A 25,955-nucleotide genomic window follows, 5' to 3' on the forward strand; every position below is an offset into this window, starting at 1 on the left:
CACAACCAATAGCGCGCCCTGGCAAATACGAGCCGGGGCACGCTGGCTTATGTACCGGAGCACGCCGGCTTCACAGGACAGGGCGCGCCGGTTCGCGGAGTCGTCGTCGCCCGCACCATCAACGCTTACAGGCAGCCCCCCGTCATCCCGGCCTATTTTTGGCCGGGATGACGGGGGATCGCGGCCAAAAGCGCGCCGGGGGATGCGACTGACGAGCACCTCAGCCGGTTATGCCGGTGGGAGCCAGCCGAGTTGGATGAGGTCTTCGCCGGCGCGGGTGACGTAGGTGCCGCGGCCGGGGGGCATGAGGGCGGGGCGGGCGTTGCCGAACAGAATGCCCTCATCGCGGCTGCAGCTCATGATGAGGGCGGCCGAGTTGAGTTCCTTCATGCGGTTGAGGGTGGCCTCGTAGAGGGCGCGGCCGGCGCCACCGGAGCGGCGGGCGATGATCAGGTGGAAGCCCAGATCCCGGGCGTGCGCGAGATGATCCACCAGGGCGTGCAGCGGATTGCCGGTGGCGGTCGCTACCAGGTCGTAGTCGTCCACGATCACGTACAGCTCGGGCCCCTTCCACCAGGAGCGATCCTTGAGCTGCTGCGGCGTCACATCGGGGCCGGGCATGCGCTGGGTGACGTACGCGGCCAGATCGGTCATCTGCTGGGTGAATTGTGGTGCGGTGGAGCCATATCCGGCGAGATAGCCCTGCGGCACGGTGCCGAGCATGGTGCGCCGATAGTCACCCATGATGATGCGCGCCTGATCCGGTGTATTGGACGCGCAGATCGACTGGACGATCGAACGCAGCAGCGTGGACTTACCACTCTCCGAATCACCGATGATCACGAAGTGCGGGCTGACGGAGAAGTCCAATTGCGCAGGGGCCAGCTCGGATTCAGTGATCCCGATCGGGAAACGCAGTGTCGGCTGCGCAGAATCCACTGCAGCAGGCCAGTTTCCAGCCGAAGCGAGCAACTCTTCCCTGGGCAGCCGCTCCGGAAGCATGCGCACACGCGGCGCGGGACGGCCGGGCGTCCGTTCGGAAATAGCCGAAACAGCCTGCGCCACACCGATTCCCAGCGTCTGCGGGTTCGGATCACCGTCGATACGCGGCAACGCCGTGAGCATATGCAGCAGATCGGCGGTCATACCGCGACCGGGCCTGCCCATCGGAACCAGAGCCGCGAACTTGCGCCCCAGATCCGAATCCATGGGATCACCGAGCCGCAGCTCGATGCGCGTGCCGATCTGATCCTTGAGCGCGGGCCGCGCCTCCGGCCAGCGCGCCAGTGAGATCACCACGTGCACCCCGTACGAAAGCCCCTGCACCGCAAGGTTCATCACGGTCTGCTCCAGCGCCTCGAACTCCTGCCGGAAGCTGCCGTACCCGTCGATCACCAGGAAGGCGTCCCCGAACGGATCCTCGTGCGCCCCCGCGGCGGCCGAACTCGCCGCCGGATCGAGCGCTCGCAGCCGCCGGAACTCCGCCATGGATTCGATGCCGAGCTGCCGGAACCGCGCCTCACGCTGCCGCACGATGGTCACCATCTCGGCGACCGTGCGCCGCACCTTATCGCTCTCTATGCGGCTCGCGACCGTGCCGACATGCGGCAGTCCCTCCAACCCGACCAACGTGCCGCCACCGAAGTCGAGCAGATAGAACTGCACCTGTTCGGCGGTGTGCGTCAGGGACATTCCCATGACCAGCGACCGCAGCGCCGTCGACTTACCCGACTGCGGGCCGCCGACCACCGCCACATTGCCGCGCGAACCGGACAGGTCCACCACCAGCGGATCACGACGCTGATCGTAGGGCCGGTCGACAATCCCGATGGGCGCGCGCAGGGCTGCGACCGGATTCCAATCACCGGTGAGCACCGAGCGCGGCACGAGTTGATCCAGCGTGGGCGCCGCATCCAGTGGCGGCAGCCAGATTTCGTGTGCCGGGCGCCCGTGCTCACGCACCCGCGACACCAGCATCTGCAGGTTGGCGACCTGTTCGGCATCCGGGTGCGCTTCCACCAGGTCGACCAGCGCGGGCAGCGGAATATGGTCCTCGGGACGGAAATCCACGTGGATGGCGGTGAACGGGCGTGCGGTGATATCGATATCGCCGCCCCCCGCGTCCACTGCGACATCACGCTGCGAACCGACACCCACATAGGGCCCGGAAACATACGCGGACTGGAATCGCACGATCTCGCCGGAGTCGGACTTCAAATAGCCGCCGCCCGGATTGCCCGGCAGATTGTAGGCATCGGGCACACCCAAGACCTGACGGGATTCATTGGCGGAGAAGGTCTTCAGGCCGATCCGATAGGACAGATGACTCTCCAGCCCCTTGAGCCGCCCCTCCTCCAGCCGCTGCGAAGCCAGCAGCAGATGCACATGCAGCGAGCGCCCCAGCCGCCCGATCATGGTGAACAACTCGGCGAAATCCGGGTGCTGCGACAGCAATTCGGAGAATTCGTCCAGCACTACGAACAGCGCGGGCATCGGATCGAGATCCGCACCGGCCGCGCGCGCCTTCTCGTATTCGGAGACATTGGCGAAATTGCCTGCCGCACGCAGCACTTCCTGCCGGCGGTTCATCTCACCGGCGAGCGCGTCGCGCATACGGTCGACAAGGTCGGCCTCCTCCTCCAGGTTGGTGATGATGGCCGCGACATGCGCCACCCCCTCCAGCCCGAGGAAGGTCGCACCGCCCTTGAAGTCGACGAGCACAAAATTGAGCTGATCGGGTGAGTGCGTGGCGATGAGCGAAAGCACCAGCGTCCGAAGGAATTCCGACTTACCCGACCCCGTCGCGCCGATGCACAGACCATGCGGCCCCATGCCGCCCTCGGCGGCTTCCTTGATATCCAGCACCACCGGCAGCCCGTCCGCACCGACACCGAACGGCACCCGCAGCCGTTCCCGCCCGTAGCGCGGCTGCCAGGCGCTCTCGGGATTGAACGCGCCGAGATCACCGAGGCCCAGCAGCTGCGACCAGCTCGAAATGACCTCTCCCTCGGCACCTGCGTCGACACCCGCGCGCGGCAGGGCGGCCCGATACGGTGCGAGTCGGCGCGCCGCCTGCTCGGCCTCGCGAGCGGTAATACGGTCGATGACCGCGAAGCGTTCCATGCCGCCGGTGGCCCCGCGTCCCGCGCACTCACCGTTCTCCACCAGCATCTGAATGCCGCGCGAGGCGGCCAGCCGCGGCGCGTATCCGCACAGGTCGATCACGGTGACGCCTTCGAAACCGTTCTCCCGCAGGGGATCTTCCTCGGCCTCGAGCAGTCCGCCGTCCACCACCAGCACGATCTGCGTCAGGCTGGGATTCGGCGGCTGATTGCGCGAATAGCGAACCCTGCTGTGCAGCAGCGAATGCAGGCTCGCATGCGCCTCCCGAATGGATCCGTACACCATGCGCTCACTGCCGACGCCGTCCTGCGACTCCGGATGCTGGGTGTGCGGCAGCCATTTCGCCCATTCCCACTCACGCGCGGTATCTGGTCCGCAGACCACCGCGACGAGTACCTGATCCGGGCCCTGGAACATGGCGAGCTGCAGTAGCATGGCCCGCGTCATCTCGCGGGCCTGCGCCCGGTCTCCGGTCAGCTGAACGCTCGCGAAACCCTTCACCGCGAGCGCCGTCGGCAGATCCGGCACCGTCGAATGGGTCCGGACAAAGCGCCGCAGCGACACCGCAGCTATCGGCTCCAGCTCCTCCACCGGACCGGTCTCCGGGGCCACCAGCCGGGTGGCCAGACGCTGAGGGCCGAGCCCGATGCGGGCATGGCAGAAATCCCTGTCGCCAGGACGTCGCTCCCACATGCGCGTGGTGCCCGCGAGCATCCACACCACCCCGGGTTCGGGATGACTCCACTCGACCGCCGCGCGCTGCTGCCCCGCCGTCTCCTCGACATCCCGCCGGACCTGGTCGAGATAGCGCAGATAGTCCTTGCGGTCCTCGTTGGCCTCCGCGGCCTTTTGTCCCTTTCCTCCCTGACCTGCGTACATACCGATCATGGAGAAGACCATCATCATCGGGAACATCAGACTCATGGGATTGGTGGCGATACCGCTGCCCGAGGTGAACATGAGCACGACCATGCCCAGCATGCCTACACCCATGACCAAGGGCATGAGCTTGGAAAACAAGTTCGCTGGAATATTGCGCGGAATCTCCGGCGGCGGTTGTAGCGTCACCTCGCCACCCGGTGAGCGCGGAATCTCCCGGCGTGGACGGCGCTGGAATCGGACGGTGCTCATCGCGTGCAGAATCCCCCATCGGACGTCTGGAATGCGGGGCTCAGTGTACGTCCAGCGATCGTTATGGCGTACAGTGCGGGCAGCATTTCTGCATATCCCGGCGCTGCGACGGTGGTTTCGCGCGCACTCAGAGGGCACAAAAGACGCACACCGAGGTGGGGCAGCGTGACCAACGCGCGAATGGACCATATCGACGACGCACGCGGCACCGTCCGCGCGCCGGATCTCGCGCGCGTCACCCTGCTGGCCAAGCACACCCAGGTCGACATGGCCATTCCGATCGATGTACCGGTCGCCCTGGTCATCCCCAGCGTGGTCGATATGGTCGCCCAGCACAGCCGCACCAATGACTTCGACAATGACGGCGAACACTTCGAACCGCACGAGTGGGTGCTCGCCCGCATCGGGCAGCCGCCGCTGTCCAATTCCCTCAGCCTGGCCGAACAGGGCGTGCGCGACGGTGAACTGCTCATGCTGGAGAGCGCCGAACACACCGCGCCCACACCACTGTTCGACGACATCATGTACAACGTCGCCATTGCCGATGCCGACCACTTCCGCGGCTGGTCACCCCGCACCGCCCGGCTGACCGGCTCACTACTGGCGGTGCTGACCATGCTGGTCGGCTGCCTCGGCCTGCTGGCCGCACCCGATGCCGTCTCCGGCTGGGTGAGCGGCGCGGTCGCACTGTTCGTAGCCGTCCTGCTGGTGGTCTCGAGCATGGTGCTCAGCCGCATGTACCGCGATACCGCGAGCGCACTCGTGCTGGGCGGCTGCGCCCTGCCGGCGGCCTTCAGCGCGGGCATGCTCTTCGTCCCCGATCACTACGGCTGGGCGAATCTGCTACTCGGCGCGGTATTGGCCGGTGCCACAGCGATTCTCGCGTGGCGGGTGAGCGGCGTCGGACTGGGCCTGTTCATCGGCGCGACCACCCTCGCGGTCTATCTGGTTCCCGCCGCGCTCGTCGGCCTGCTCACCCATCTCCCGTCGAAGGCCATCGGCGCCGGCGCCGCAGCGCTGGGACTGGCCGGATTATCGCTCGCACCAAGGCTTTCCATGCTGCTGGCCAGGCTGCCGCTGCCGCCGGTGCCCGCGCCCGGAACGCCGATCGACCCCACCGAGGACGATCCGGACGATCACCGCGCCCTGCCCAGCCTGGACGCCCTGCGCACCAAATCCGAACGGGCCCGCAGGTATCTGGCCGGACTGGTCGCCGCCACCACCCTCGTGGCCGGGGCGGGCGCACTGACCGCCACAGACCCGCATGCGGACAGCACCTACTGGCCGGGCCTGGCGCTCGCCGTGGTCTGCGCCGTGGTTCTCATGTTCCGCAGCCGCACCTACGCGGGCGCGGAACAGGCCGTCATCCTCATCGCCGGCGGTGCGGCCATACTGCTGATCATGTTGGGCGGCGCGGCTTTTCTGGTGGACCAGCCCCTCGCCGTCTTCGGCGCGGCACTGATCCTGCTGGTGGCAGCGCTGGTACTCGGCATCATCGTGCCGCGACAGCAGGCCACCCCGCCGCTGCGGCGGGCGGTGGAGCTGCTGGAGTACGCGTTCGTCGCCGCCGTTGTGCCACTGGTGTTCTGGGTGACGGGCCTGTACTCGCTCGTGCGCGGACTCTGAGCGCGCGGATATTGCGATGAGTACCGACTACTTCCGCGCAACGGTGACGGACTCCGCCCTGTCATGGCGCAGCCCCGGACTGCGAACGGTCGCCGCCACGGCGGCACTGGCATCGGCGCTCTCGTTCGGCATCGGCATCGACCCCGAAGTGGCGCAGGCGAATCCCGTTGCGGCCCACACCGATCGGCCCCCAGCCATCGATCCGGGCCTACTGCCACCCGGTGGTCCCGCCGCCCCGCCCGGTAAAACAGAGCACCCTGCCAACTCCCCCTGCATCAGCACCCAGGCCGGCGGCGACGGGCCGACCATCCCGCCCACCCAGCGCGCCCTGGATCTGGAGCACGCCTGGCAGTTCTCCCGTGGCACAGGCCAATTGGTCGCGGTCATCGATACCGGGGTTTCCCCGCATCCGCGCCTGCCCGGCCTCATTCCCGGCGGCGATTACGTCGCTGATTCCGGTGACGGCACCGAGGACTGCGATGCGCACGGCACGATTGTCGCCGGGCTCATTGCCGCGAGTCAGGTGGGCGGCCAAGGCTTCTCCGGTGTGGCCCCGGACGCCCGGATCATGACCATTCGCCAGACCAGCGCCATGTACCAGGCCGAGGGTGCGGGCCGCGACAAAGGCCCCGACGATATGCCCGACGGCTACGGCAAGATCTCCGCACTGGCCTCGGCCGTGCGCCGGGCCGCCGATGCCGGGGCCCGCGTCATCAATATCTCCCTGGTGGCCTGCCCCACCAGCAGGCCCGAGAGCACCGAGATGGGCGCCCTCGGCGCGGCGGTGCGCTACGCGGCCGTGGAGAAGGACGTTGTCATCGTGACCTCCGCGGGCAATACCGACAGTTGCAAGGCGAGCAATCCCGGCTTCGACCCGCTGCACCCGAACGAGGATCTCTGGGAGCACGTGAATTCGTATGTGGCCCCGGCCTGGTGGGACGATTACGTGCTCTCCGTCGGCTCCATCGATGCCTTCGGCCAGCCCTCGAAGTTCACGGTCCCCGGCCCCTGGGTGGGTGTGGCCGCGCCCGGTGAGGACGTCATCTCCCTGGACCCCCGCAATACCGGCCTCACCACCGCCAAGGTCACCAATCAGGGCCAGGTGAATCGCTACAGCGGAACAAGTTTCGCCGCGCCCTACGTCTCCGGTATTGCGGCCCTGCTGCGTTCGCGCTTCCCGAATCTGCCCGCCCACGAGGTCATCGAGCGCATCGAAGCCACGGCACACGCCCCCGGCGAAGGCTGGAATCCCTATGTCGGTTACGGCGCAGTCGATCCCGTGGCCGCACTCACCGCGGAGATACCGACCGAACTGCCGCCCAAGCAACCCGGCGTTGCCAAGGATCAGCAGTTGGCCATTCCCGCCCCGAAACCCGCACCGGACAACACCGCTCGCAATGTGGCGCTCATCGGCACGGGCATTGTCGGTGTCCTGCTGGTGCTGGGCTTCCTGGCGTCATTCCCCCTGCGCCGCAGGTTCGGCATGCATTCCGATGACGCCTGAGCCACTCAGTTCTGTGCTTTGACAGGCTCTTTCGCCGGATTGGGGTCGGGGTCGACACCATCGTGCGCCACCATCGCCGCCTCGCGGCCCAGGGTCGGCCCGGACGCGATCAAACCGGCGATCGACCACGGCGCGGGTTCCGGCCGCACCGATTCCGGGTCCATACCGAGAGCTTTGGCCGATTCCAGATTCTTGATCCCGTACCGCACGCCGTAATCGGAGATGAAGAACAGGCTGTCACGCCGCTGACTATCCGGTTCGATACCGGTGGTCTGCACATACGCGCCCGCGCCGGGCTTCATATAGAAGCTGTCGACCGCCGGGCCATTGCCGTCGGCCTGGGCCAGCGGCACCAATCGGGCCCGGTCCGGTATGGGCACCGCATGACCGGTGAGCACCGTCAGATCAGCGTGCCTGCTGCCATCGGCCTGATCGGCGGATTCGACCGGCCGCCAGGACAGGCAGTCGACCGGCTGATCCTTACCGTCCACAATGGCCGGGGCCTGGTCCGGATAGTTCGCGACCGGCAGCGCCGCGGACACCGGCGCCCCGGTGCGGTCGGCCTGGCCGATGTGATCGTCGGCGGCCGTGGACCGGTAGGCATTGCGCACGATATCGGCGGTCAGCGCCGACACCGGCTGCAGCCCGTCCGCGAGCACCACGTAGTTCTTGTTGTCGGTGCGCACCTGCACCACATCGCCGATGCGGTGGTCGCCGATCGAATAGTTCGGCGCCGCACCGGCATCCGCGATCACCGGCGGCACGATCGGCAGCACCTCGGGAATGGCGTCGAGCAGTCCCGGACTGATCGGCCGCGGCGTCAGGCCGCGAATATCGAGGGCGTCCACCACGGCCCGATCGTTCATATCCACCTGGGCACGCTGATTGCCGTAGACCAGATAGGTGTGATCATGCCCCTGCACGAGCAGGCCACTACCCGCGTCCAGCCCGGATACCTTGCCCCGCACCGGATCACCGGCCAGCACCGACGTGGTCAGGGTGCGACTGCCGTCATTGGCGAGCACATCGCAGATCGTCCAGGTGCGACCGCCCGGCGTGGAATCGAAGGCGAGTGAGGCGGGCGCGCCGGGAATGCCGATCAGCTGCCCACGCGGCTTCTTCGCGAGTTCGGTCTCCTTCACCGTGGCGGGTTTGGCGGCCTCCCCCGCCGCCAGGCGCGCCGAGGTGAGGTTCAGCGCCGGGTGCACCACATTGTCGAGGACCACATAGACGGCCCCTGTGTCCTTGCCTATGAGGATCTTGTTGGAGCCGATCTTGTCCTGCGGCCGCAGCAGAGCAAGTACTCCGCAACCGGCCAGGGCGACGCACGCGAGGATCAATCCGACACTGAAGGCCCGCGATTGCGACCGCATGGGGTCGTGCAGCATCCGCACGTCCCTGCGCACCAGGGCGTGCTCCATGCGACGAACCAGGAAGCGATAACCGCTCACCTGCCATCGGGTCGTCGGTTTTGAAGGCATTGAAACTCCCCCGACCAGTCATTGCGTTCGCCGCACACAGTACAGTTCGGCGGGATCTTCATTCGCACTCGGCCACGAAGCCGCGGGGCCGAACCGCATTATCGGGAGACGACGATGGCCGCATCCGGCACCATTTCGCGCCCGCTGCCGGGCCGGATCACCCTGGCGAACCTGCTGGTCGCCCAGTTGACCGCAGCGGTCGTGCTGGTGGTCGCGGCGGTGTGCGGAGTGCCGTTCCGGGTGGCCTTCGGGGTCGCCATAGCGTGCGGACTGGTCTTGTTGTTACCCCTGGGCAAACGAACAGTTTGCGATTGGCTGGGCACCCGAATCCGCTTCCGCGCCCGCCGTCCGCACTCGGGCACCGACCTCATCGACTTCCACGGCGGTGACGGCCGCTCGCTCGGGCTGTTCCGGGACGGCAGCCGGGTCGTCGCGGTGGTCGAGGTCCTGCCGCCCAAGGGCGGACTGACCCGGCTCGACCGCACCACCGTGCAGACCTCACATCTGCTGCCGCTGCCCGAGCTCGCGAAAAGCCTTACCCAGCACGATATTCAGCTCGCCGGCATCGATATCGTCTCGCACGGTCACCGCAGTCGCTCCGGCACGCCCGCGGGCGCCATCTACGAATCCCTGCTCGGCCCGCTGCCCGCGACCGCGCACCGGACCGTATGGCTGGCCATCGCCTTCGACCCGCTGCTGTGCCCCGATGCCGCCGATCGCCGCGGCGGCGGACTGGACGGCGCCTGCCGAGCCGTCACCATCGCCACCCAGCGCATCCTGCGGACCCTGGAGGATGCCGACTGCCCGGCCCGCACGCTGACCGCGCCCGAGATCACGAAGGCCGCCCGGCAGATCACCGCGGGCCTGGACCCGCGCGAGCTCACCCAGCACTGGCGCTACACCGAATTCGGCAACAGTGTGAATATCGGTGCGGCCGTGGACCCGGCGCGATTGGACTCCGAACAGCTGGCCCGGCTGTGGGTGCCCGCCTCCCGGGGCACCACGGTGGCGCTGCGACTGCGGCCCGGCCGTACCGCCGACACCGTGCGCATCGGCGCGGCCTGGCGGCTCACCGCACGGGAACTGCCGCAGGAGCAATTGCAGCCGCACATGATCTCCATGAACGGCCGCCACCGCGAGAGCCTGCTCGCCCACCTGCCGCTGGCGGTGCCCGGCCTGGGCGACACCGTCCCCACCGAGGTGCGCGACGTCGCCGCAATCGGTGCGGTACAGCTGGCCTCCGCCGGTTGCGGACAACTGCTCGGCTCCGATGACGAGGGTAGTGGCGTCGCGGTACGTCTTGTGGGCCAGGGCATTTCGAGCGTGTATGTCTCCGGCGAACTGTATCTCGCGCAACAGCTGGTGTTCCGCGCGCTGGCCGTGGGCGAACGCGTCCTGATTCGCACACAGCGACCGGACGCCTGGGAGCAGTTGATCACCACCATCGGCAATCCCGAACGCCTGACCCTCGCCGCCGAAACCCATGAATCCGATGCGGGATTCACCGCCGTGCTGGTGGACGGCGTGCTCGCGCCCGCGCCGCATGCGGGCGTCACCACCCTCTACCTGGCGGGCGATCCGCTGGGCTGGCCGGGCGCGCGGCCCGATCTGTCCATCGTGCAACCGGAGGCGATGGGGAATCGCATCACCCTGCGCACCGGCACCACACGGGTGGAACTGAACCTGGTCTCCATCCCCCGCGAATCCACCTACATCGGCCGGCCCCGCGCGGCGCACGCCCTGGCGGGTCAGCCCGGATAAGGTTCGGCGGCCGCGCGCAGAGTCCTTCCCCACCAATCGAGTTGACCCAGCAGGCGCTGCGCCGCATCGATGGCCGCACCGTCCCGCGTCTCCCCCTCCGCATCGAATTTCCGCTTGGCCTCATGGAAGCTGACGGTCTCGCGGATCGACACCATATGCACCTCGGCCACCACCTGCCGCAATTGCTCCACCGCGCGCAGCCCGCCCGACAAACCGCCGTAGCTGACAAAACCGATGGGCTTACCCCGCCATTCACGCTTGCCCGTATCGAGAGCGGTCTTCAACGCCGCCGGATACCCGTGGTTGTACTCCGAGGTGACCACCACGAATGCGTCTGCCGCATCGATCCTTTCGAGATAAGCCCGCACCTCGTCCGTCACGCTCAAATCCACCGGCAACGGCGTATCGATGAGATCGATGACCCCCACCTCGAATCGCTCATCCGCCCGCGCCACCCGCACGAACCAGTCCGCGACCACCGGCGCGAACCGCCCCGGCCGCACACTCGCCACGATCACTTCCAGCCGCAAGGGAGTACTCACCGCACCATCCTCCCCCGCTCCCTCCACAGCGCGCTTCCACACCACACCAAACAACGCGCGTCCCCGCCGAACAGTCCGTATAACCACTACGCGACGCGAAAGATAACCACTACGCGACGCGAAAGCAGGCTGCGCGATACCGGGCCGGGATGCGCGATGCGCCCGCAGCAGTCTCCGGCCTCGGCTGGAGCGGTCGCGCCGTCAGCGGTGACCGCGAGGCGCGGTTCGGCTGTGGGGTGTTGGCTTCAGTGGCTGTCGGCGGAGTTGGCGGCGTAGGCGGCAAGGCCGGCGGCAGGGGTGGTCCTGGCAGTGAAATCCAGTGCGTGGCGGGCGCGTTCGGGGTCGGCGACCAGATGCCGGATATCGGTGATCCGATAGTGCCCGGTCACGATGGGCGACGGACCGTTCAGCGCCTTCGACATGGTGGCGGCCACCTCCCACAGCGTGAGCGGCCGCCCCGACGCGATATTCAGCGGCACGAACCCGGCCAGCCGCCGGTCGACAGCGGCCACGGTGGCGGCGGCGACATCGCGCACATGTACGAAATCCCTTACCTGCCCGCCGTCCTCGAACACCTGCGGCGCCCGCCCGGCCCGCAGATCCGCCCGAAACCGCGCCGCCACAGCCGTTTCCGCGGATCGCAGACTCCGCCCCGCTACCGACTCCCCGTACACGTGGTGGTACCGCAGTACCGTCGCCGCCGATCCGGTACTCGCGACCCACGCGAGCGCATAGTGCTCCTGCGCCACTTTGCTTGCCGCATAAGCGCTCCGGGGCCGCAGCGGAGCATCCTCACCCAACGGCTCCCAGGTCAGCAGATCGCCCGTGCGCGGTGCACGGTGATCGAACAGCCCGCGATCCAGATCCGCTCGTCGTCGCAAACCTGGAAAGAACGGCCCGGCCCGGCCCGCTCGATAGCGGCCCTCCCCGTACACGGCCACCGATGATCCCAGCACCAGCCGCCGCACCCCTGCGCGCTCCATGGCCGCCAGCAGTATCGCCGTGCCCGCGTCATTGTGTGTGGCGTATAGGGCAGCCTGCTGCATCTCCAAAGGTCCGGGCCGCACCGCACCGTGCCCGGCCTCGCCGACCGGTGCCCGCACGCACGGTCCGGCCCCGTGCCCCACATCCTCTCGCCGCCCGGCCCCCGTACGGCTGCGACCGCCCGAGCGGCCGAACTCGTGTGCGGTATCCGGTTCGGGCCGCCCCGCCGATCCTGGACGCCCACCATCGTCACCGCCCGGCCGATCCGGGTCCGGGCCGAGACCATCACCGCCGGGCGGGCGAACCGGCTGGAGACCGCCGCTCTCGACAGCGTCCGGCGCGGCCGGGGGCACAGCGAAGCCGCGGTCGAGCCGCGGCGATAGGTCGAGCGAGCCGCTGCCGGGCCGTAGCGCCGGCAGCTCGGGAACCGGGACCGCGGCGGCCAGATGGCAGACCACGTCCACACCGCGCAGCAGCGGTTCCAAGGCATCCGGATTGCGAATATCTACGAGGGAAACGTGCTCGGGCGCAGTGACATTCGGGCCATGCACGGCTTCGAGCATGGCATCCACGGCAATGACCTCATGGCCCGCGGCGAGCAGCGCGCGATGCACATGGGAGCCGATGTAGCCGGCCGCACCGGTCAGCAGTACTCGCATCCGGTCGGCCTGCGGTCCGCCTTCGCTCATGACTTCCAGCGTAGGCGACCGGCACGGATACGCGACCGGGAGATATACGCAGGCCCGGTCCGACCTGGGAAGATCGGACCGGGCCTACGTCAGAGGGGCCGGAACTACGGCAGTTCGAAGGGCAGCTGAACCCCGGTGCCGGAGTGCACGCCGCAGTCCGCGCAGGTGTCATCACCCTCGACGGCGGCGACGGCCCGGCGCACCAGCGCCTTGAACGGCACCAGGTTTCGCTCGAATTCGGCGAAGACATCGATGGCGCTGACCCCGTGCCCGGATTCCACACCGGCATCCAGATCGGTGACGAGAGCGATTGCGGAGTAGCACATTTCGAGCTCACGGGCGAGCACGGCCTCGGGGTGCCCGGTCATATTGACCAGCTCCCAGCCCAGCCCGGCGAACCACTGGCTCTCGGCGCGCGTGGAGAAGCGCGGGCCCTGCACCACGACCATGGTCCCGTGATCCTTCAGCGGCAGTTCGGTGCCGGCGGCCGAGATGGCGGCGGTGCGCAGTTCCGCGCAGTACGGGTCGGCGAAGGAGACGTGCACGCCGCCCGCGTCGAAGAAGGTCTGATCCCGGCCGGAGGTGCGATCGACCAGCTGATCCGGCACGGCCACGGTGCCCGGCCCCCAGTCGGCGCGCAGGCTGCCGACCGCACAGGGCCCGAAGACGCGGCGCACGCCGAGCGAGCGCAGCGCCCACATGTTGGCCCGGTAGGGCACCGTATGCGGCGAGAACTCGTGCTTGCGCCCGTGTCGCGGCAGGAAGGCCACCGAACGCCCCTCCACCTCGCCGATGGTGATGGGCGCGCTCGGCGCGCCGAAGGGGGTGTCGACCTCCACCGTGGTCGCATCGTCACCGAAGAAGTCGTAGAACCCGCTGCCGCCGATAATGGCCAGCGTGGCCCGAGGATCCGAACTCATGCCGCAATTGTTGCGCATGCGCGCATGAGTGGTGCTACCAGGCCCGGACCTGTACCCTAGGGGGGTATTGATGCCGGGAGTGAGGAAATCGTCGGTGACCAACGAAGAGACCACCACCGCCGAGCCGTCGGCACACGACCACACCGAGCCGTCGGCACATGACCACGCGACGCACGGCTACATCACCGCCAAGGACGATTACCTCAAGCGGTTGCGCCGGATCGAGGGCCAGTCCCGCGGCCTGCAGCGCATGGTCGAAGAGGAAAAGTACTGCATCGACATCCTGACCCAGGTCTCCGCCATGACCAAGGCCCTGCAGGCCGTCGCCATGGGCCTGCTGGAGGATCACATCAGCCACTGCGTGGTCGACGCGGCCATCGCGGGCGGCCCCGAGGCCGAGGCCAAGATCAAGGAAGCCACCGACGCCATCGCGCGTCTCGTGCGCTCCTGACCTCAGCAGGCAGCGGTATCGCCCGGATACTGCCCGAGCATGAGCGGCACGGCCCAGCGTTCAGCACCCAGGCGCCGCGCCGAACCGGGGCGCGCGGCCCGGGGAGCCTGCTGGCCGCCCTTCCGAACCCGGTGCTGCAGTGTGAGATCCGAATCCCCGGCGCGGCTCGTGTCCAGTTCCAGATCGGCGAACAGAATGCCCTCCGCGCCCTCGTCGAGCGGCGTGACGACATCGGTGCCGTCGGCCCCGTAGATCCGCGCCCGGCCACTGCGCGTGACGACCGGGGCCCCGCCCCGACCCGCCCAGGCCGCATCCGCGACCACCACGCAGGGCGCGACCACATACGCACCCGCCTCCAGCGCGTACATACGGCTCACGGTGACACTCGAATCCGGTCCCGGCGCTTCACCGTTCAGGCCGCCCGGCCAGGCCGCCACGTGGATCTGCTCCTCGTCGGCGCGCAGCGCGCGGGTGAGTAGCGGGCGCTGATTCTCCTGCCCGGTCAGCGCACCCACCTTGCCGATGACGCTGTGATGCACGGTCGGGAGATTCGGTGTGCCGGAAGCGAATACCTTGCGCTCGACACTGTTGAGTCCGGCTTTTCGCCGAACCGAAATCAGCTGACCCATTTCATCTATGACGGCCTGTGACATATAGATTCGGCGATCCTGTCGTTCCCCGAATCCGAGCACCACCTGGATGCCGTAGTCCCGTGCGGCGGCGGTGATTCGGCGCATTTCCGCGCCATCGCGAATCATCGAATTTTCGCGGCAGCGAGTCGAGTACTCGACGTTCCACTGATTGGATTCCACCCAGCGCCACCACGGATAGCCCGGGAGGAAGGTCTCCGGGAATGCCACCAAACGTGCTCCACCCGCAGCGGCTGCGCCGATCAGTTCAACGACATGCTCGACACCTTCGGACAACCGCAGCCATTTCGGCTCGGCTTGGACCGCAGCGACTCGCACCGTATTCCTCATCCGACTTCCCTCATGGAAGGTCATGCTTTCGAATGGCCAACAACGGCACCATGGCAACATGTGCCGGATTACCGACCTTCCATGCCACTGCGATGTTCATTCCAATAAACAGTTCAAACCAATGTACGGAATGCGCCGGGCGTTGTCCCCATTTCCGTGCGGAAGGATCGGTAGAAACTACGCTCGGTGAGGAAACCCGAATCCCGTGCCACCGCCGACAGCGGCAACTGCGGTGCGGTGCGTAACAACTCGCAGGCACGTTCGATTCGCATGCGGCGCAGCACCGCTCCCGGACCACCTTCGAACTCACCGAACACGCGATACAAGGTACGCCTCGACATTCGGCAACCCTCGGCGATTCGATCAACTCCGAGATCCGGATCGGCGCAGTTGTCGCGCATGAACGCGAGCACCCGCTGACGATTCAGGGCATCGGCCGACTGGTCCCTGGCCACGCCGCCGGAGGCCGCGACCACGGCCGCGGCCAGCAGGTCCACACCGGGCTCGGCGAGCAGCGCCGCGCCGCCCGGATCGGTGTGCTGCAATCGCGCGACACCGCGGAAGAATTGCGCCACGATTCCGGCCGAACTTTCGCCGGAAAAGCTGGTGGCCGTCGGCACTTCGGTACCGATCACTCCGTATCGCTCGCGGAGCTTGCTCAGCGGAACCTGTAGCACGACCTGTTCCCACTCCTGGTCGAATTCCCAGTGATAGGGCCGGGAAGTGTCGTAGAACACGATCCCGCCGGGACCGACTTCGGCGACCCGTTCATCCTGATGCAACCGCGCGGTGCCGGCGAGCGGAATACTCGCGAGCAAGAACTCGTCCTCGGTCCGCGCTATCAGCGAACCCGTCCGATGTATCACCTGCGGGGTCGATCCGACCACCGTCAGATCGAGATCGCCATATCGCGCATGCTCGATATGGCCACGAAAGAGTTCGGTCGGAGTCGGCGAAACCGCAAGTGGCACATAGGCCGCACTCACATGCGCTTCCCAGCGCTCGAAAGCCTCCACCGCCGACGCTTCCACTCCGGATCGCACCTCGATCCGATTGACCTCCGCAGACCTATCCACTCCCCATCCCTCGACAACCATCTGCGGCCGCTGACCGGCCGAATACCGGGCAGTGTGTCAGATTCCGGAACACCGGGCCAATAGCCGCGAATCACTATCGCCCGGATTGCCGAACCCCCACGGCGCCACATCGGCACACCGCTATGCGGCGGACTCGCAACTGAGCTCGAGTTCGAGATCCGCGTACAGGATGCCCTCCTCGTGCCCACTCAGCGGAGCCGCCAGCTCCTCTCCCCCGGGCGCGTAAATGCGCGAGTGCCCACCGGGGCCCCGCACCAGCTGTTTGGCGGGTTCCGCACCGCCACGGCGACTTTCACTGCCCGCCACATCCATCACCGAGCAGGCTGCGATCACATTGAGATTGCCCACCACCGCGTACCAGAGGGTGGCCGCATTGTTCACCCGCACGCCCCAGTCCACATCCCGCGCGATGATGAAACCCGGCCACGAGACGATATGCACCTGCGCGCCCGTGCGTTCCAGTTCCTGGCGCGCGGGCAGATGCAGTTGCTCCGAACCGCCCTGCACGCCGATGCGGCCGATATCGGTGCGGAACACGTACGGCTCGGTCACCTCGCCGGAGCGAAAGATGTGGTGCTCCAACGGCGTCAGCTCGGGCTTGCGGCGCACCCCCGCCAGCACCCCGCGATCGTCGATGAGGCACTGCGACATGTACAGCGCGCTGCCACAGCGCTCACTGAAGCCCAGCAGCACGTGTATCCGATTCCGGCGGGCGGCATCGGCGATGCGCCGGAATTCGGTGCGCCCCACCGTCATCGAATTGGTCCGGTATCGGGCGAAGAATCCCTGACCCCAGCTGACCGAATCCAGCCACAACCACCACGGGTAGCCGGGTAGGAAGGTCTCCGGGAAGGCCACCAGCTGCGCACCGCCCGCCGCCGCCGTCTCGATGAGTTCGATGGCCTGCTGAACCCCCGCGCGCAGGTCCAGCCAGCGCGGTTCGGCCTGCACGGCAGCTACGCGCACCTTTGTCGGCACCTCGGCTCCCTTCGACACGCTGGGGATGATCTGTGCCATCACCCTTCGCCGAACGACTGCCGCGTGCAGCGACATCCCGTGCCGAGCTACCGACCTGGTGTGCCTGGGTCCAATTGGGCGCGGAATTGCCCTGGCGTCTGCCCGGTTTCCTCCCGGAACGCACGATAGAAGTGCCGGTCCGTGGCGAATCCGGAAGCCGCGGCGACGGCCGCGAGCGGCCGGTTGAGATCGGCGCGCAGCAGCCTGCGCGCATGCTCGACCCGCATGCGGCGAACCAGTGCGGCGGGGCCGCCGAAACCTTCGCAGAGGCGATACAGGGTGCGGCGCGAGACCAGGCAGGCATGCGCCACCTCGTCCACGGTGAGCTCCGGATCGGTGAACCGGCGGCGCAGGTACGCCAGCACCTGCTGACGCGTGTACAGCGAATCCGAGGGGGCGGGCGAGGTGCGCCCGGTCGCCAGCAGCACCGCGGAGGAGAGCATGCCCGCGATCTCCGAATCCAGTACCGTCGCGGCCTGATTCGTCTCATCGGGCGGCAGCTCGGCCAGGCCGCGGAAGAAGCCGGCCACCACACCGAGCGCACCCGTGGTCGGCATCGGCGTGGCTATCGGGAGTTCGTCGCGCACCAGACCCGCATGCTCGAGCACCAGGTGCATGGGCGCGCGCACGATGGCGGACACCGAATTCTCGGTGGTCAGGCTCTCGATCGGGCGGGCGCTGTCGAAGAATGCGATGGAGCCGGCGGGACTGTCGGCGATCCGGCCGTTCTGCTCGGTTCGGTTCTCGCCCTTCACCACAATGTTCACCAGCAGGAATTCAGCGCTGGCCTGCTCGATCTGACGTCTGGTGCGGAAGAGGCGCTGCGCGCTGGCGGACATGAGCGTGAAGCTGGAGCGATCGAACTGTGTGGTACTGACCTTGCCGTGCCAATGTCCCTGGGCCAGCGGCTCGATCGTCGAGGGCAGCACGGCATCGCCGACGATCGCCTCCCACTGCTCGAACGCCTGACGAGCCGAAGTGTCCGAACTGGAGCAGACTTCGGCGGCGCTGGCGGTTGCCGCGTTACCCACTTCAGCATCATCCCACCCCGAAGGCCCCAGCAAACGAATTTGCATCCGTTTGAAACAGGCGAAACGGACTAGTTGGCGGTATTCCGGACAGTCCGCCTACCCGGTCGTCGGCGGCTCGACTGACGACCGGGCGGCGTCTCCGCATCACATGACCCGGCCGGTCGGCATCATCGACGACAGGCACGCGCGGAGATGTGGAGCGCTGACGTGCGCTCCTCCAAGTATTCACATCGTTAGCCACGACGTGACTGCCCACTCGTGCCAGATCACTGACTATTCACGTCAGGTGGGTTTGACACTCCATCGCGCACAATGTGCTTCGCGGCGTGCGCATCACACGTGCACGGTACGGAATTCCCCTGGTGTCATACCCATCTCACGCTTGAAGGCGCGATAGAACTGCCGCTCCGAGACGAATCCCGCGGCACGCGAGATCGAGAGCAGCGGTCGTGTCGGATCTGTCCGGATCAGCGCGAGTGCGCGCTCGATCCGCGTGCGCCGCAGCATGGCGGCCACCCCGTCCTCCCCGTTCTCGAACAGCCGGTACAGCGTGCGCCGCGATACCGCACAGGCATTCGCCACATGGTCCACCGTGAGCCCCGGGTCGGCGAAGTGTCGCTGGATGTATGCCAGCGCAGCCTGTTTGGTCAGCGCCTGCCCCGGCTCATCGTGCGGCGTGTCCCCCGCCGCCAACTGCACCACGGAGGCGAGCAGTCCGGTGCCGTGCCGGGCCAGCACCGCCGCCTGATCCGGCGAGGTCTGCTGCAATTGCGCCAGCCCGCAGAAGAATCGGCCGACAATGCCGGCCGCGCCCTCCGGCGGAAAGCGCACCGCCGTCGGCAATTGATCCGAGGCCACCCCGGAGGCGCCCACCACCTGCGCCAGCGGCACCTGCACCGCGACCACACCCCAGGCCTGCTCGAAATGGGCGGTGAACGGACGCGAACTCACATAGAGCATGAGCCCGAGGTCCGCCATCACCCCGACCCGGCCGTCCTGCTCCAGCCAGCCGTGCCCGTGTGTGGTCACGGTGGCGAACAGAATCGGTTCGTCCGGTTCGTGGATCAGCCGCGGAATACGCGTGATGTGCTGCCCGCTCGCGGTCAGGGTGGAAACGTCCATATCGTCGAAGCGGGACTGCACAATGCGGGCCTTGAACTCCCCCGTCCGCACCGGGGTGACCACGAGCGGCACATAGGCCTGTGCCACCGCAGCCTCCCACTGCTCGAAGGTCTCCTGCTCGGAGACTTCGGGTGTGGACTGCACCTCCACCACTGCGGGCTCAGAGCCGCCGGTCATTGGCCGATTGTCGCACTATCCGCGGTGTGTGAAGTCGAAATCCCTTCACATCGTCCAACTTTCGGTGATCGCAACCTGCAACACGAATCCTCACGGCGGACTTGAGGATTCACGACGAGCGGTTTCTGCGACCGCAGAACGACTGCGACCGGAAAGGTGTCCGAGTCAACGAATCACCCTCCACGATAAGCGAATTCGCGTCAGTCGCCGCAGCATCCGGTGGGATCGGGCACCGTACGCATTTCGCGGGTCGCCATATTGCGAGCGGCAAGTTCCGAATCCGCCGGATAGTCCACGGCGATGAGACTCAGCCCGTGCGCGGGCGCGACCGCGACGGCGCTGGCACGCTCGCGCTCGTTCAGCAGCCCGCCGACCCACTCCGGCGTGCGCCGGCCCTCCCCGACCGCCAGCACCGCGCCGACCAGACTGCGCACCATGGACCAGCAGAAGGCGTCCGCGCTGACATACGCGGTGAGCAGATCACCCTCCCGCTCCCAGTCGAAACGCTGAAGTTCGCGAATGGTGGTGGCGCCTTCGCGGCGGCGGCAGAAGGCCGCGAAATCGTGCAGCCCCAAGAGCTTTCGAGAAGCCGCCCGCATGGCCTCCAGATCGACGCCGGAGCGTGCGGGCACCACGTGACGGGTCTGCAGTGGTTCCGCGCCGTACGGGGCGGTGGTGAGGCGATAGGCGTAGTGCCGGCGAATGGCCGAGAACCGCGCGTCGAATTCCAGCGGCACCGGGCGAATCCCGGTGACCCGCACATCCTTCGGCAAGAAACGCGCCAGCCGGTGCAGCAGCCGCGGACAGTCCAGCTCGCCATGTGTATCGAAATGCGCGACCTGGCCCTGCGCGTGCACACCCGCATCGGTGCGCCCGGCCACGGTCAGTCGAACGGGCTCGCGCCGCACCTTGCTCAGCGCCTCCTCCAGCACGCCCTGTACGGTGCGCAGGCCGGGCTGGCGAGCCCAGCCGGTGAAGTCGGTGCCGTCGTAGCTGATGTCCAGCCGTACCCGAACCGAAACCGGTTCCGGCGTCTGATCCTCCACGGTCACAGCGATCTCCTGGTTAACATGAGGGAAGCCCGCCGACCCGGAGGGGACGGCGGGCTTCCTCATGGAATCCGATGGAAGACTTAGTCTTCCTTCTTCTCCTCGGCAGCAGCCTCGGCCGGAGCGTCGGCAACGACCTCGGCCGGAGCGTCTTCGACAACCTCGGCCGGAGCCTCGGCGGCGACGGCCTGCTGCGAAGCGGCGACACGACGGGCCCGATCGGCCTCGTTGGTCACGGTCTTCTCGCGGACCAGCTCGATGATCGCCATCGGAGCATTGTCACCCTTGCGCGGGATGGTCTTGATGATCCGGGTGTAGCCACCCTCGCGACCCTCGAACGCAGGTCCGATGTTCGCGAAAAGCTCGTGCACGACGTCCTTGGAGCGGATCACCTTCATCACCTCGCGACGGTCGGCAAGAGTGCCGGCCTTCGCCTTGGTGACAAGCTTCTCGGCGTAGGGGCGCAGCGCCTTGGCCTTGGACTCGGTGGTCGTGATGCGACCGTGCTCGAAGAGCGCCGTCGCCAGATTGGCGAAGATCGCCTTCTGGTGCGACGCCGACCCGCCGAAGCGAGCACCCTTCTTGGGCTTGGGCATTGGAATCTCCTGTGTCTAAGACCGTTCGGGGCGCCCGCCCCATACGGCCTAAAGCTGTTCGGTCTCGGCGTAGTCCTGCTCGCCGCTGTCGGTGTCGCTGAACGAACCGCTGTCGCTCCAGGTGCCGCTCGCCGCGTCGTAACCGACGACGGAGGACGGATCGAAGGAGGCCGGGGAGTCCTTGAGGGACAGACCAAGCGAGTGCAGCTTGACCTTGACCTCGTCGATGGACTTCTGGCCGAAGTTACGGATATCCAGCAGATCGGACTCGGTGCGGGCAACCAGCTCGCCGACGGTGTGAACACCCTCGCGCTTGAGGCAGTTGTAGGACCGCACGGTCAGGTCCAGGTCCTCGATCGGCAGGCCGAACGAGGCGATGTGGTCCGCCTCGGCCGGGCTCGGGCCGATCTCGATGCCCTCGGCCTCGATGTTCAGCTCGCGAGCGAGACCGAACAGTTCGACCAGAGTCTTACCCGCCGACGCCAGCGCATCCCGTGCGGAGATCGAGTTCTTGGTCTCGACATCCAGGATGAGCCGGTCGAAGTCGGTGCGCTGCTCGACACGAGTCGCCTCGACCTTGTAGGTCACCTTCAGAACCGGCGAGTAGATCGAATCCACCGGAATCCGGCCGATTTCCGCACCCGACGCCTTGTTCTGGACGGCAGGAACATAGCCGCGACCGCGCTCGACAACGAGCTCGATCTCCAGCTTGCCCTTATCGTTCAGGGTCGCGATCTGCATGTCCGGGTTGTGCACGGTCACGCCGGCCGGAGGAACGATGTCCCCACCGGTGACGGTGCCCGGGCCCTGCTTACGGACGTACATGGTGACCGGCTCGTCCTCTTCGGACGACACAACCAGGCCCTTGAGGTTCAGGATGATGTCGGTGACATCTTCCTTCACGCCGGGAACCGTGGTGAACTCGTGCAGCACGCCGTCGATGCGAATGCTCGTGACAGCAGCACCCGGGATCGAGGAAAGCAGCGTGCGGCGCAGCGAGTTGCCGAGGGTGTAACCGAAGCCCGGCTCCAGCGGTTCGATGGTGAACCGCGACCGGTTCTCGGACACAACCTCTTCGGTCAGTGTCGGTCGCTGTGAAATCAGCATGGATTTCTCCTCCTTCGAGCGTCCGCTATTTGACGCTCACGACTGGAAACTGTTGCCGCCCTGAATAATTCAGGGCGCAACCAGCGATGCGCTTACGCGCACCTCATTACTTCGAGTAGAACTCGACGATCAGCTGTTCCTGGAGCGGAACATCGATCTGCGCACGCTCGGGGAGCTGGTGCACCAGAATGCGAAGACGGCCGGGAACGACCTGCAGCCAACCCGGAGCCTTGCGATCGCCGACGGTTTCGCGAGCAACCTGGAAGGGCAGCGTCGACAGCGACTTCTCCTTGACATCGATGATGTCGTACTGAGAAACCTGGAAGCTGGGGACGTCGACCTTCTGGCCGTTCACGATGAAGTGGCCGTGGCTGACCAGCTGACGAGCCGCACGACGGGTACGGGCCAGACCGGCGCGGTACACGACGTTGTCCAGACGGGTCTCGAGCAGACGCAGCAGGTTGTCGCCGGTCTTGCCCTTCTGGCGGTTCGCCTCTTCGTAGTACTTGCGGAACTGCTTCTCCATGACGCCGTACGAGAAGCGAGCCTTCTGCTTCTCCTGCAGCTGCATGAGGTATTCGGATTCCTTGATCCGCGCGCGGCCGTGCTGGCCGGGCGGGTAAGGACGACGCTCGAACGCCTGGTCGCCTCCAACGAGGTCAACACGAAGGCGACGCGACTTGCGGGTGATGGGGCCTGTATAACGAGCCATTGTTCTGTACCTTTTCCTTCCCGCTTAGACGCGACGCCGCTTGGGCGGACGGCAGCCGTTGTGCGGCTGCGGGGTGACATCGGAGATCGTGCCGACCTCGAGGCCGGCGGCCTGGAGGGAACGGATCGCGGTCTCGCGGCCCGAACCCGGGCCCTTCACGAAGACATCGACCTTCTTGACGCCGTGCTCCTGCGCCTTGCGGGCAGCGTTCTCGGCGGCAAGCTGCGCGGCGAACGGGGTCGACTTACGCGAGCCCTTGAAACCGACGTGGCCCGAGGACGCCCAGGAGATGACGTTGCCGGCCGGGTCGGTGATCGACACGATGGTGTTGTTGAACGTGCTCTTGATGTGCGCGTGGCCGTGCGGGACGTTCTTCTTGTCCCGGCGACGCGACTTCTGAGTCTTCTTCGGACCTGAAGTCCGGGTCTTCGGAGGCATGCGCTATCCCTACTTCTTCTTGCCGGCGACGGTCTTCTTCGGACCCTTGCGCGTGCGGGCATTGGTCTTGGTCCGCTGGCCACGAACGGGCAGGCCACGACGGTGACGCAGGCCCTGGTAGCAGCCGATCTCGATCTTGCGACGGATGTCGGCCTGAACCTCGCGGCGCAGGTCGCCTTCCACCTTCAGAGCGGAGCGTTCGATGTAGTCACGGAGAACCGTGAGCTGCTCATCGGTGAGATCCTTCGAGCGCAGATCGACGCTGACGCCGGTCGCTTCCAAGATCTCCTTGGAACGGGTACGGCCAATGCCGAAGATGTAAGTCAGCGCGATCTCCATGCGCTTTTCGCGCGGAAGATCAACGCCCATCAGACGTGCCATGTGGCAGTTTCCTTAATGGTGGCGGAGGTCTGCTCCCTGGCCGTCCCCTCGTAGTGGGGCCCCGGCCTCCGTACCGGGGGAAGGCCGCCGTCCGCCCCGAAAGGCTCGACAACGGCGACTGGCGCTGGGAGTTACTTCTTTATGACTGCCAAATCCGAACTGCGTTCGGTGCTTGGCGGTGAGCGACCGGCCCTCCTCGCGGAGGTCCGGTGACCCGGCCTAGACCGGAATCAGCCCTGACGCTGCTTGTGGCGCAGGTTCTCGCAGATCACCATGACCCGACCGTGACGGCGGATCACCTTGCACTTCTCGCAGATCGGCTTGACGCTGGGGTTGACCTTCACGTCAGATCCAATCTGGTTCCGTGTGCTCACTGGCCGTGAACACAGTTTTTCCCCGGCCGGAAATGGCCGGGGAAGACCCGGAGCACATGGCCCCGGAAATCTAGCGTCCCCCGAGGGAAATCACTTGTAGCGGTAGACGATCCGACCGCGGGTCAAGTCGTAGGGCGACAGCTCCACGACGACGCGATCCTCGGGCAGAATGCGGATGTAGTGCTGCCGCATCTTGCCACTGATGTGCGCGAGAACCTTGTGACCGTTCTCCAGCTCAATCCGGAACATCGCATTGGGCAGCGGTTCGATAACCCGGCCCTCGACCTCGATGGCCCCTTCCTTCTTCGCCATATCCTCCGCGATCCCGTTTTAGGCTGAACCTGGTTGGTTCGAGCTCATCACGTCTTTAACGTCTTTTCGGCCTGTGTAATTTTTCGTGCACCGTGTTGGTAGTGCACTGCAGCCGACCTGGTGACATACTCGCTGGCAGCAACGGATGTTTCTGAGTAGAGACATGCCACAGCCAGCAGGTAGGTGCACCGCCGACCTAGCCTACCCGTTCACGCAGGAGCGGCCAAATAGGGCCTGCTCCGCGTGGGCCAGAACACCCCCGCGGGGAATCACAGGACACTCCCGCGGGGCATCAGGGGTGCGAGGCAGACGAGGCCCGAGCGCGCCACCGGGGGAGATCGCTAAACTACGGCCTGTCCCGCAAGACTGCTCCAGACACGGGGGTTGATGTGAGCCGCAACAACGACGGCCTCCCCATGCTTCCACCATGGCTGTCCGAAAGCGACGTCTCCCAAACCGGTTACGAAGCGCCCGTCGAGAACCTGCCCCACGACGACCTCATCCCCGAGAAGAAGTCGTCCCGCCGCCTCTTCGGCAACCGCAAGGCCCGCAAGGACGCCACCCCCGACGAACCCCCCACCCCGGACGCGTCCCCCCGAACCCCCCTCCCGAGCCGCTCACCGCAGCCCCCCGCCCCGCAGTTCAGCGCGCCGGCCAACGGCCATCAGGACTCGCAGTCCGGCACACGTCCGCAGAGCCCCCAGCCCGGCCCGGGCCCGCAGTCCGGCGCACCTCAGCAGAGCCCCCAGCCCGGCCAGAGTCCGCAGTCCGGCACACCTTTGTCCGGTGCTCCTTTGTCCGGCACCGCCGCACCCCACACACCGCTGCCGGGGACTGCACCGCTGCCCGCCCAGCCCACGACCCGCCAGGATCTGCTGCCACCCTCTCCCGCAACGGATTCCGGGTCACGCTTCAGCACTCCCCCCGCGCCCGCGACCCCACCGGCGGGACCGCAGTCCGCCGCGCCCGCCGCCGCCCCCGCGCCGAACCTCGCCCCCACCACCGGATCTGCGCCCAAGCAGCCGTCGCCGGGCCCGCACCCCGATCTGCCGCCGCCGCCCACTCAGCGCCCGGATCTGCCACCGCCGCCGGGAGCCGAAGGCGCACAGCCGTCTTCCGGGTCGCGCTTCGCCAACCCGCCTGCCACCGACGCACCGCAGAGTGCGCAGCAGCCGTCGCCATTCGTGCCGCCGCGACCCTCGACGCCTCTGCCACCGGCACCCCCCGGCCCCGGGCCGGACGCCTCGCGACCACCCATCCCCGATGCACCGCAACGGATTCCGCTGGCCGGTCAGCAGCCAGCGGGCGCCACCGTCCGCATCGATGCGCCGGCACCGCCGACCGCACCCG

Annotated in this window: 22 protein-coding genes and 1 pseudogene; 4 read left to right on the forward strand and 19 right to left on the reverse strand. The window is 67.0% G+C overall.

Going from position 1 to position 25,955, the window contains the following annotated elements; translation table 11 throughout:
- Positions 1-228: 228 nt before the first annotated feature.
- Positions 229-4,254 (reverse strand): type VII secretion protein EccCa, encoded by a 4,026-nt coding sequence (eccCa, locus tag OG716_RS26825; protein ID WP_405133440.1) that lies wholly within the window; start codon positions 4,252-4,254, stop codon positions 229-231.
- A 165-nt stretch (positions 4,255-4,419) separates the two neighbouring features.
- Between eccCa and eccD the strand changes: the two genes are divergently transcribed.
- Complete coding sequence (gene eccD, locus OG716_RS26830) at positions 4,420-5,880, forward strand: type VII secretion integral membrane protein EccD (protein WP_405133441.1); 1,461 nt, start codon at positions 4,420-4,422, stop codon at positions 5,878-5,880.
- Positions 5,881-5,896: 16 nt separating this feature from the next.
- A complete protein-coding gene (mycP, locus tag OG716_RS26835) occupies positions 5,897-7,384 on the forward strand; it encodes a type VII secretion-associated serine protease mycosin (protein WP_405133442.1) in 1,488 nt (495 codons plus the stop codon).
- A gap of 5 nt (positions 7,385-7,389) precedes the next feature.
- Here the strand turns inward: mycP and eccB are convergent, their stop codons facing one another.
- Positions 7,390-8,865: a type VII secretion protein EccB gene (gene eccB / locus OG716_RS26840; RefSeq protein ID WP_405133443.1), complete on the reverse strand. Its 1,476-nt coding sequence runs from the start codon at positions 8,863-8,865 to the stop codon at positions 7,390-7,392.
- 114 nt (positions 8,866-8,979) lie between these two features.
- On the opposite strand from eccB, the gene eccE reads away from it, so the two are divergent.
- On the forward strand, positions 8,980-10,626 hold the full coding sequence (gene eccE, locus OG716_RS26845) for a type VII secretion protein EccE (protein WP_405133444.1): 1,647 nt from the start codon (positions 8,980-8,982) through the stop codon (positions 10,624-10,626).
- On the opposite strand, the gene OG716_RS26850 is transcribed toward eccE, so the two are convergent.
- From OG716_RS26850 to OG716_RS26865, 4 genes and pseudogenes are all read right to left on the reverse strand, one after another.
- A complete protein-coding gene (locus OG716_RS26850) occupies positions 10,614-11,168 on the reverse strand; it encodes an NADPH-dependent FMN reductase (protein WP_405133445.1) in 555 nt (184 codons plus the stop codon). The genes eccE and OG716_RS26850 overlap by 13 nt on opposite strands.
- A gap of 245 nt (positions 11,169-11,413) precedes the next feature.
- Positions 11,414-12,214 carry an NAD-dependent epimerase/dehydratase family protein gene (locus tag OG716_RS26855; protein WP_405139933.1) on the reverse strand — a complete coding sequence of 267 codons (801 nt, stop codon included), beginning with the start codon at positions 12,212-12,214 and terminating at the stop codon, positions 11,414-11,416.
- 369 nt (positions 12,215-12,583) lie between these two features.
- Positions 12,584-12,811 (reverse strand): annotated as a pseudogene (locus OG716_RS26860) (NAD-dependent epimerase/dehydratase family protein); the annotation flags it as partial.
- A 134-nt stretch (positions 12,812-12,945) separates the two neighbouring features.
- A complete protein-coding gene (locus OG716_RS26865; protein WP_405133446.1) occupies positions 12,946-13,761 on the reverse strand; it encodes an S-methyl-5'-thioadenosine phosphorylase in 816 nt (271 codons plus the stop codon).
- 94 nt (positions 13,762-13,855) lie between these two features.
- On the opposite strand from OG716_RS26865, the gene OG716_RS26870 reads away from it, so the two are divergent.
- Positions 13,856-14,212: a metal-sensitive transcriptional regulator gene (locus tag OG716_RS26870; protein ID WP_405133447.1), complete on the forward strand. Its 357-nt coding sequence runs from the start codon at positions 13,856-13,858 to the stop codon at positions 14,210-14,212.
- A 2-nt stretch (positions 14,213-14,214) separates the two neighbouring features.
- Here OG716_RS26870 and OG716_RS26875 read toward each other — a convergent pair whose 3' ends face one another.
- From OG716_RS26875 to infA, 13 genes are all read right to left on the reverse strand, one after another.
- A complete protein-coding gene (locus OG716_RS26875) occupies positions 14,215-15,192 on the reverse strand; it encodes a nitrilase-related carbon-nitrogen hydrolase (protein ID WP_405133448.1) in 978 nt (325 codons plus the stop codon).
- A gap of 113 nt (positions 15,193-15,305) precedes the next feature.
- A complete protein-coding gene (locus OG716_RS26880; RefSeq protein WP_405133449.1) occupies positions 15,306-16,268 on the reverse strand; it encodes a helix-turn-helix domain-containing protein in 963 nt (320 codons plus the stop codon).
- Between the two features lie 141 nt (positions 16,269-16,409).
- Entirely contained in the window at positions 16,410-17,285 is an 876-nt protein-coding gene (locus OG716_RS26885) for a nitrilase-related carbon-nitrogen hydrolase (protein ID WP_355124557.1), read from the reverse strand.
- Between the two features lie 68 nt (positions 17,286-17,353).
- Positions 17,354-18,337, reverse strand: a complete 984-nt coding sequence (locus tag OG716_RS26890) for an AraC family transcriptional regulator (RefSeq protein ID WP_327143788.1) — start codon at positions 18,335-18,337, stop codon at positions 17,354-17,356.
- A gap of 333 nt (positions 18,338-18,670) precedes the next feature.
- The gene (locus OG716_RS26895; RefSeq protein ID WP_405133450.1) at positions 18,671-19,636 is read right to left on the reverse strand and encodes a helix-turn-helix domain-containing protein; all 966 of its coding nucleotides are present in this window, start codon (positions 19,634-19,636) and stop codon (positions 18,671-18,673) included.
- Between the two features lie 200 nt (positions 19,637-19,836).
- Positions 19,837-20,688 carry a tRNA pseudouridine(38-40) synthase TruA gene (gene truA, locus OG716_RS26900; RefSeq protein ID WP_405133451.1) on the reverse strand — a complete coding sequence of 284 codons (852 nt, stop codon included), beginning with the start codon at positions 20,686-20,688 and terminating at the stop codon, positions 19,837-19,839.
- 80 nt (positions 20,689-20,768) lie between these two features.
- Positions 20,769-21,281 (reverse strand): 50S ribosomal protein L17, encoded by a 513-nt coding sequence (rplQ, locus tag OG716_RS26905; RefSeq protein ID WP_355124550.1) that lies wholly within the window; start codon positions 21,279-21,281, stop codon positions 20,769-20,771.
- A gap of 48 nt (positions 21,282-21,329) precedes the next feature.
- Entirely contained in the window at positions 21,330-22,388 is a 1,059-nt protein-coding gene (locus OG716_RS26910) for a DNA-directed RNA polymerase subunit alpha (protein WP_297621177.1), read from the reverse strand.
- 106 nt (positions 22,389-22,494) lie between these two features.
- Entirely contained in the window at positions 22,495-23,100 is a 606-nt protein-coding gene (rpsD, locus tag OG716_RS26915; protein WP_327143784.1) for a 30S ribosomal protein S4, read from the reverse strand.
- A 24-nt stretch (positions 23,101-23,124) separates the two neighbouring features.
- The gene (gene rpsK, locus OG716_RS26920; protein ID WP_327143783.1) at positions 23,125-23,538 is read right to left on the reverse strand and encodes a 30S ribosomal protein S11; all 414 of its coding nucleotides are present in this window, start codon (positions 23,536-23,538) and stop codon (positions 23,125-23,127) included.
- Between the two features lie 9 nt (positions 23,539-23,547).
- Positions 23,548-23,919 carry a 30S ribosomal protein S13 gene (gene rpsM / locus OG716_RS26925; protein WP_327143782.1) on the reverse strand — a complete coding sequence of 124 codons (372 nt, stop codon included), beginning with the start codon at positions 23,917-23,919 and terminating at the stop codon, positions 23,548-23,550.
- Between the two features lie 230 nt (positions 23,920-24,149).
- Entirely contained in the window at positions 24,150-24,263 is a 114-nt protein-coding gene (gene rpmJ, locus OG716_RS26930; RefSeq protein ID WP_067561702.1) for a 50S ribosomal protein L36, read from the reverse strand.
- Between the two features lie 120 nt (positions 24,264-24,383).
- Positions 24,384-24,605: a translation initiation factor IF-1 gene (gene infA / locus OG716_RS26935; RefSeq protein ID WP_040804562.1), complete on the reverse strand. Its 222-nt coding sequence runs from the start codon at positions 24,603-24,605 to the stop codon at positions 24,384-24,386.
- Positions 24,606-25,955: the final 1,350 nt, after the last annotated feature.

The organism is Nocardia sp. NBC_01388 (genome assembly GCF_045040085.1).
In the GTDB taxonomy this organism is placed as follows: domain Bacteria; phylum Actinomycetota; class Actinomycetes; order Mycobacteriales; family Mycobacteriaceae; genus Nocardia.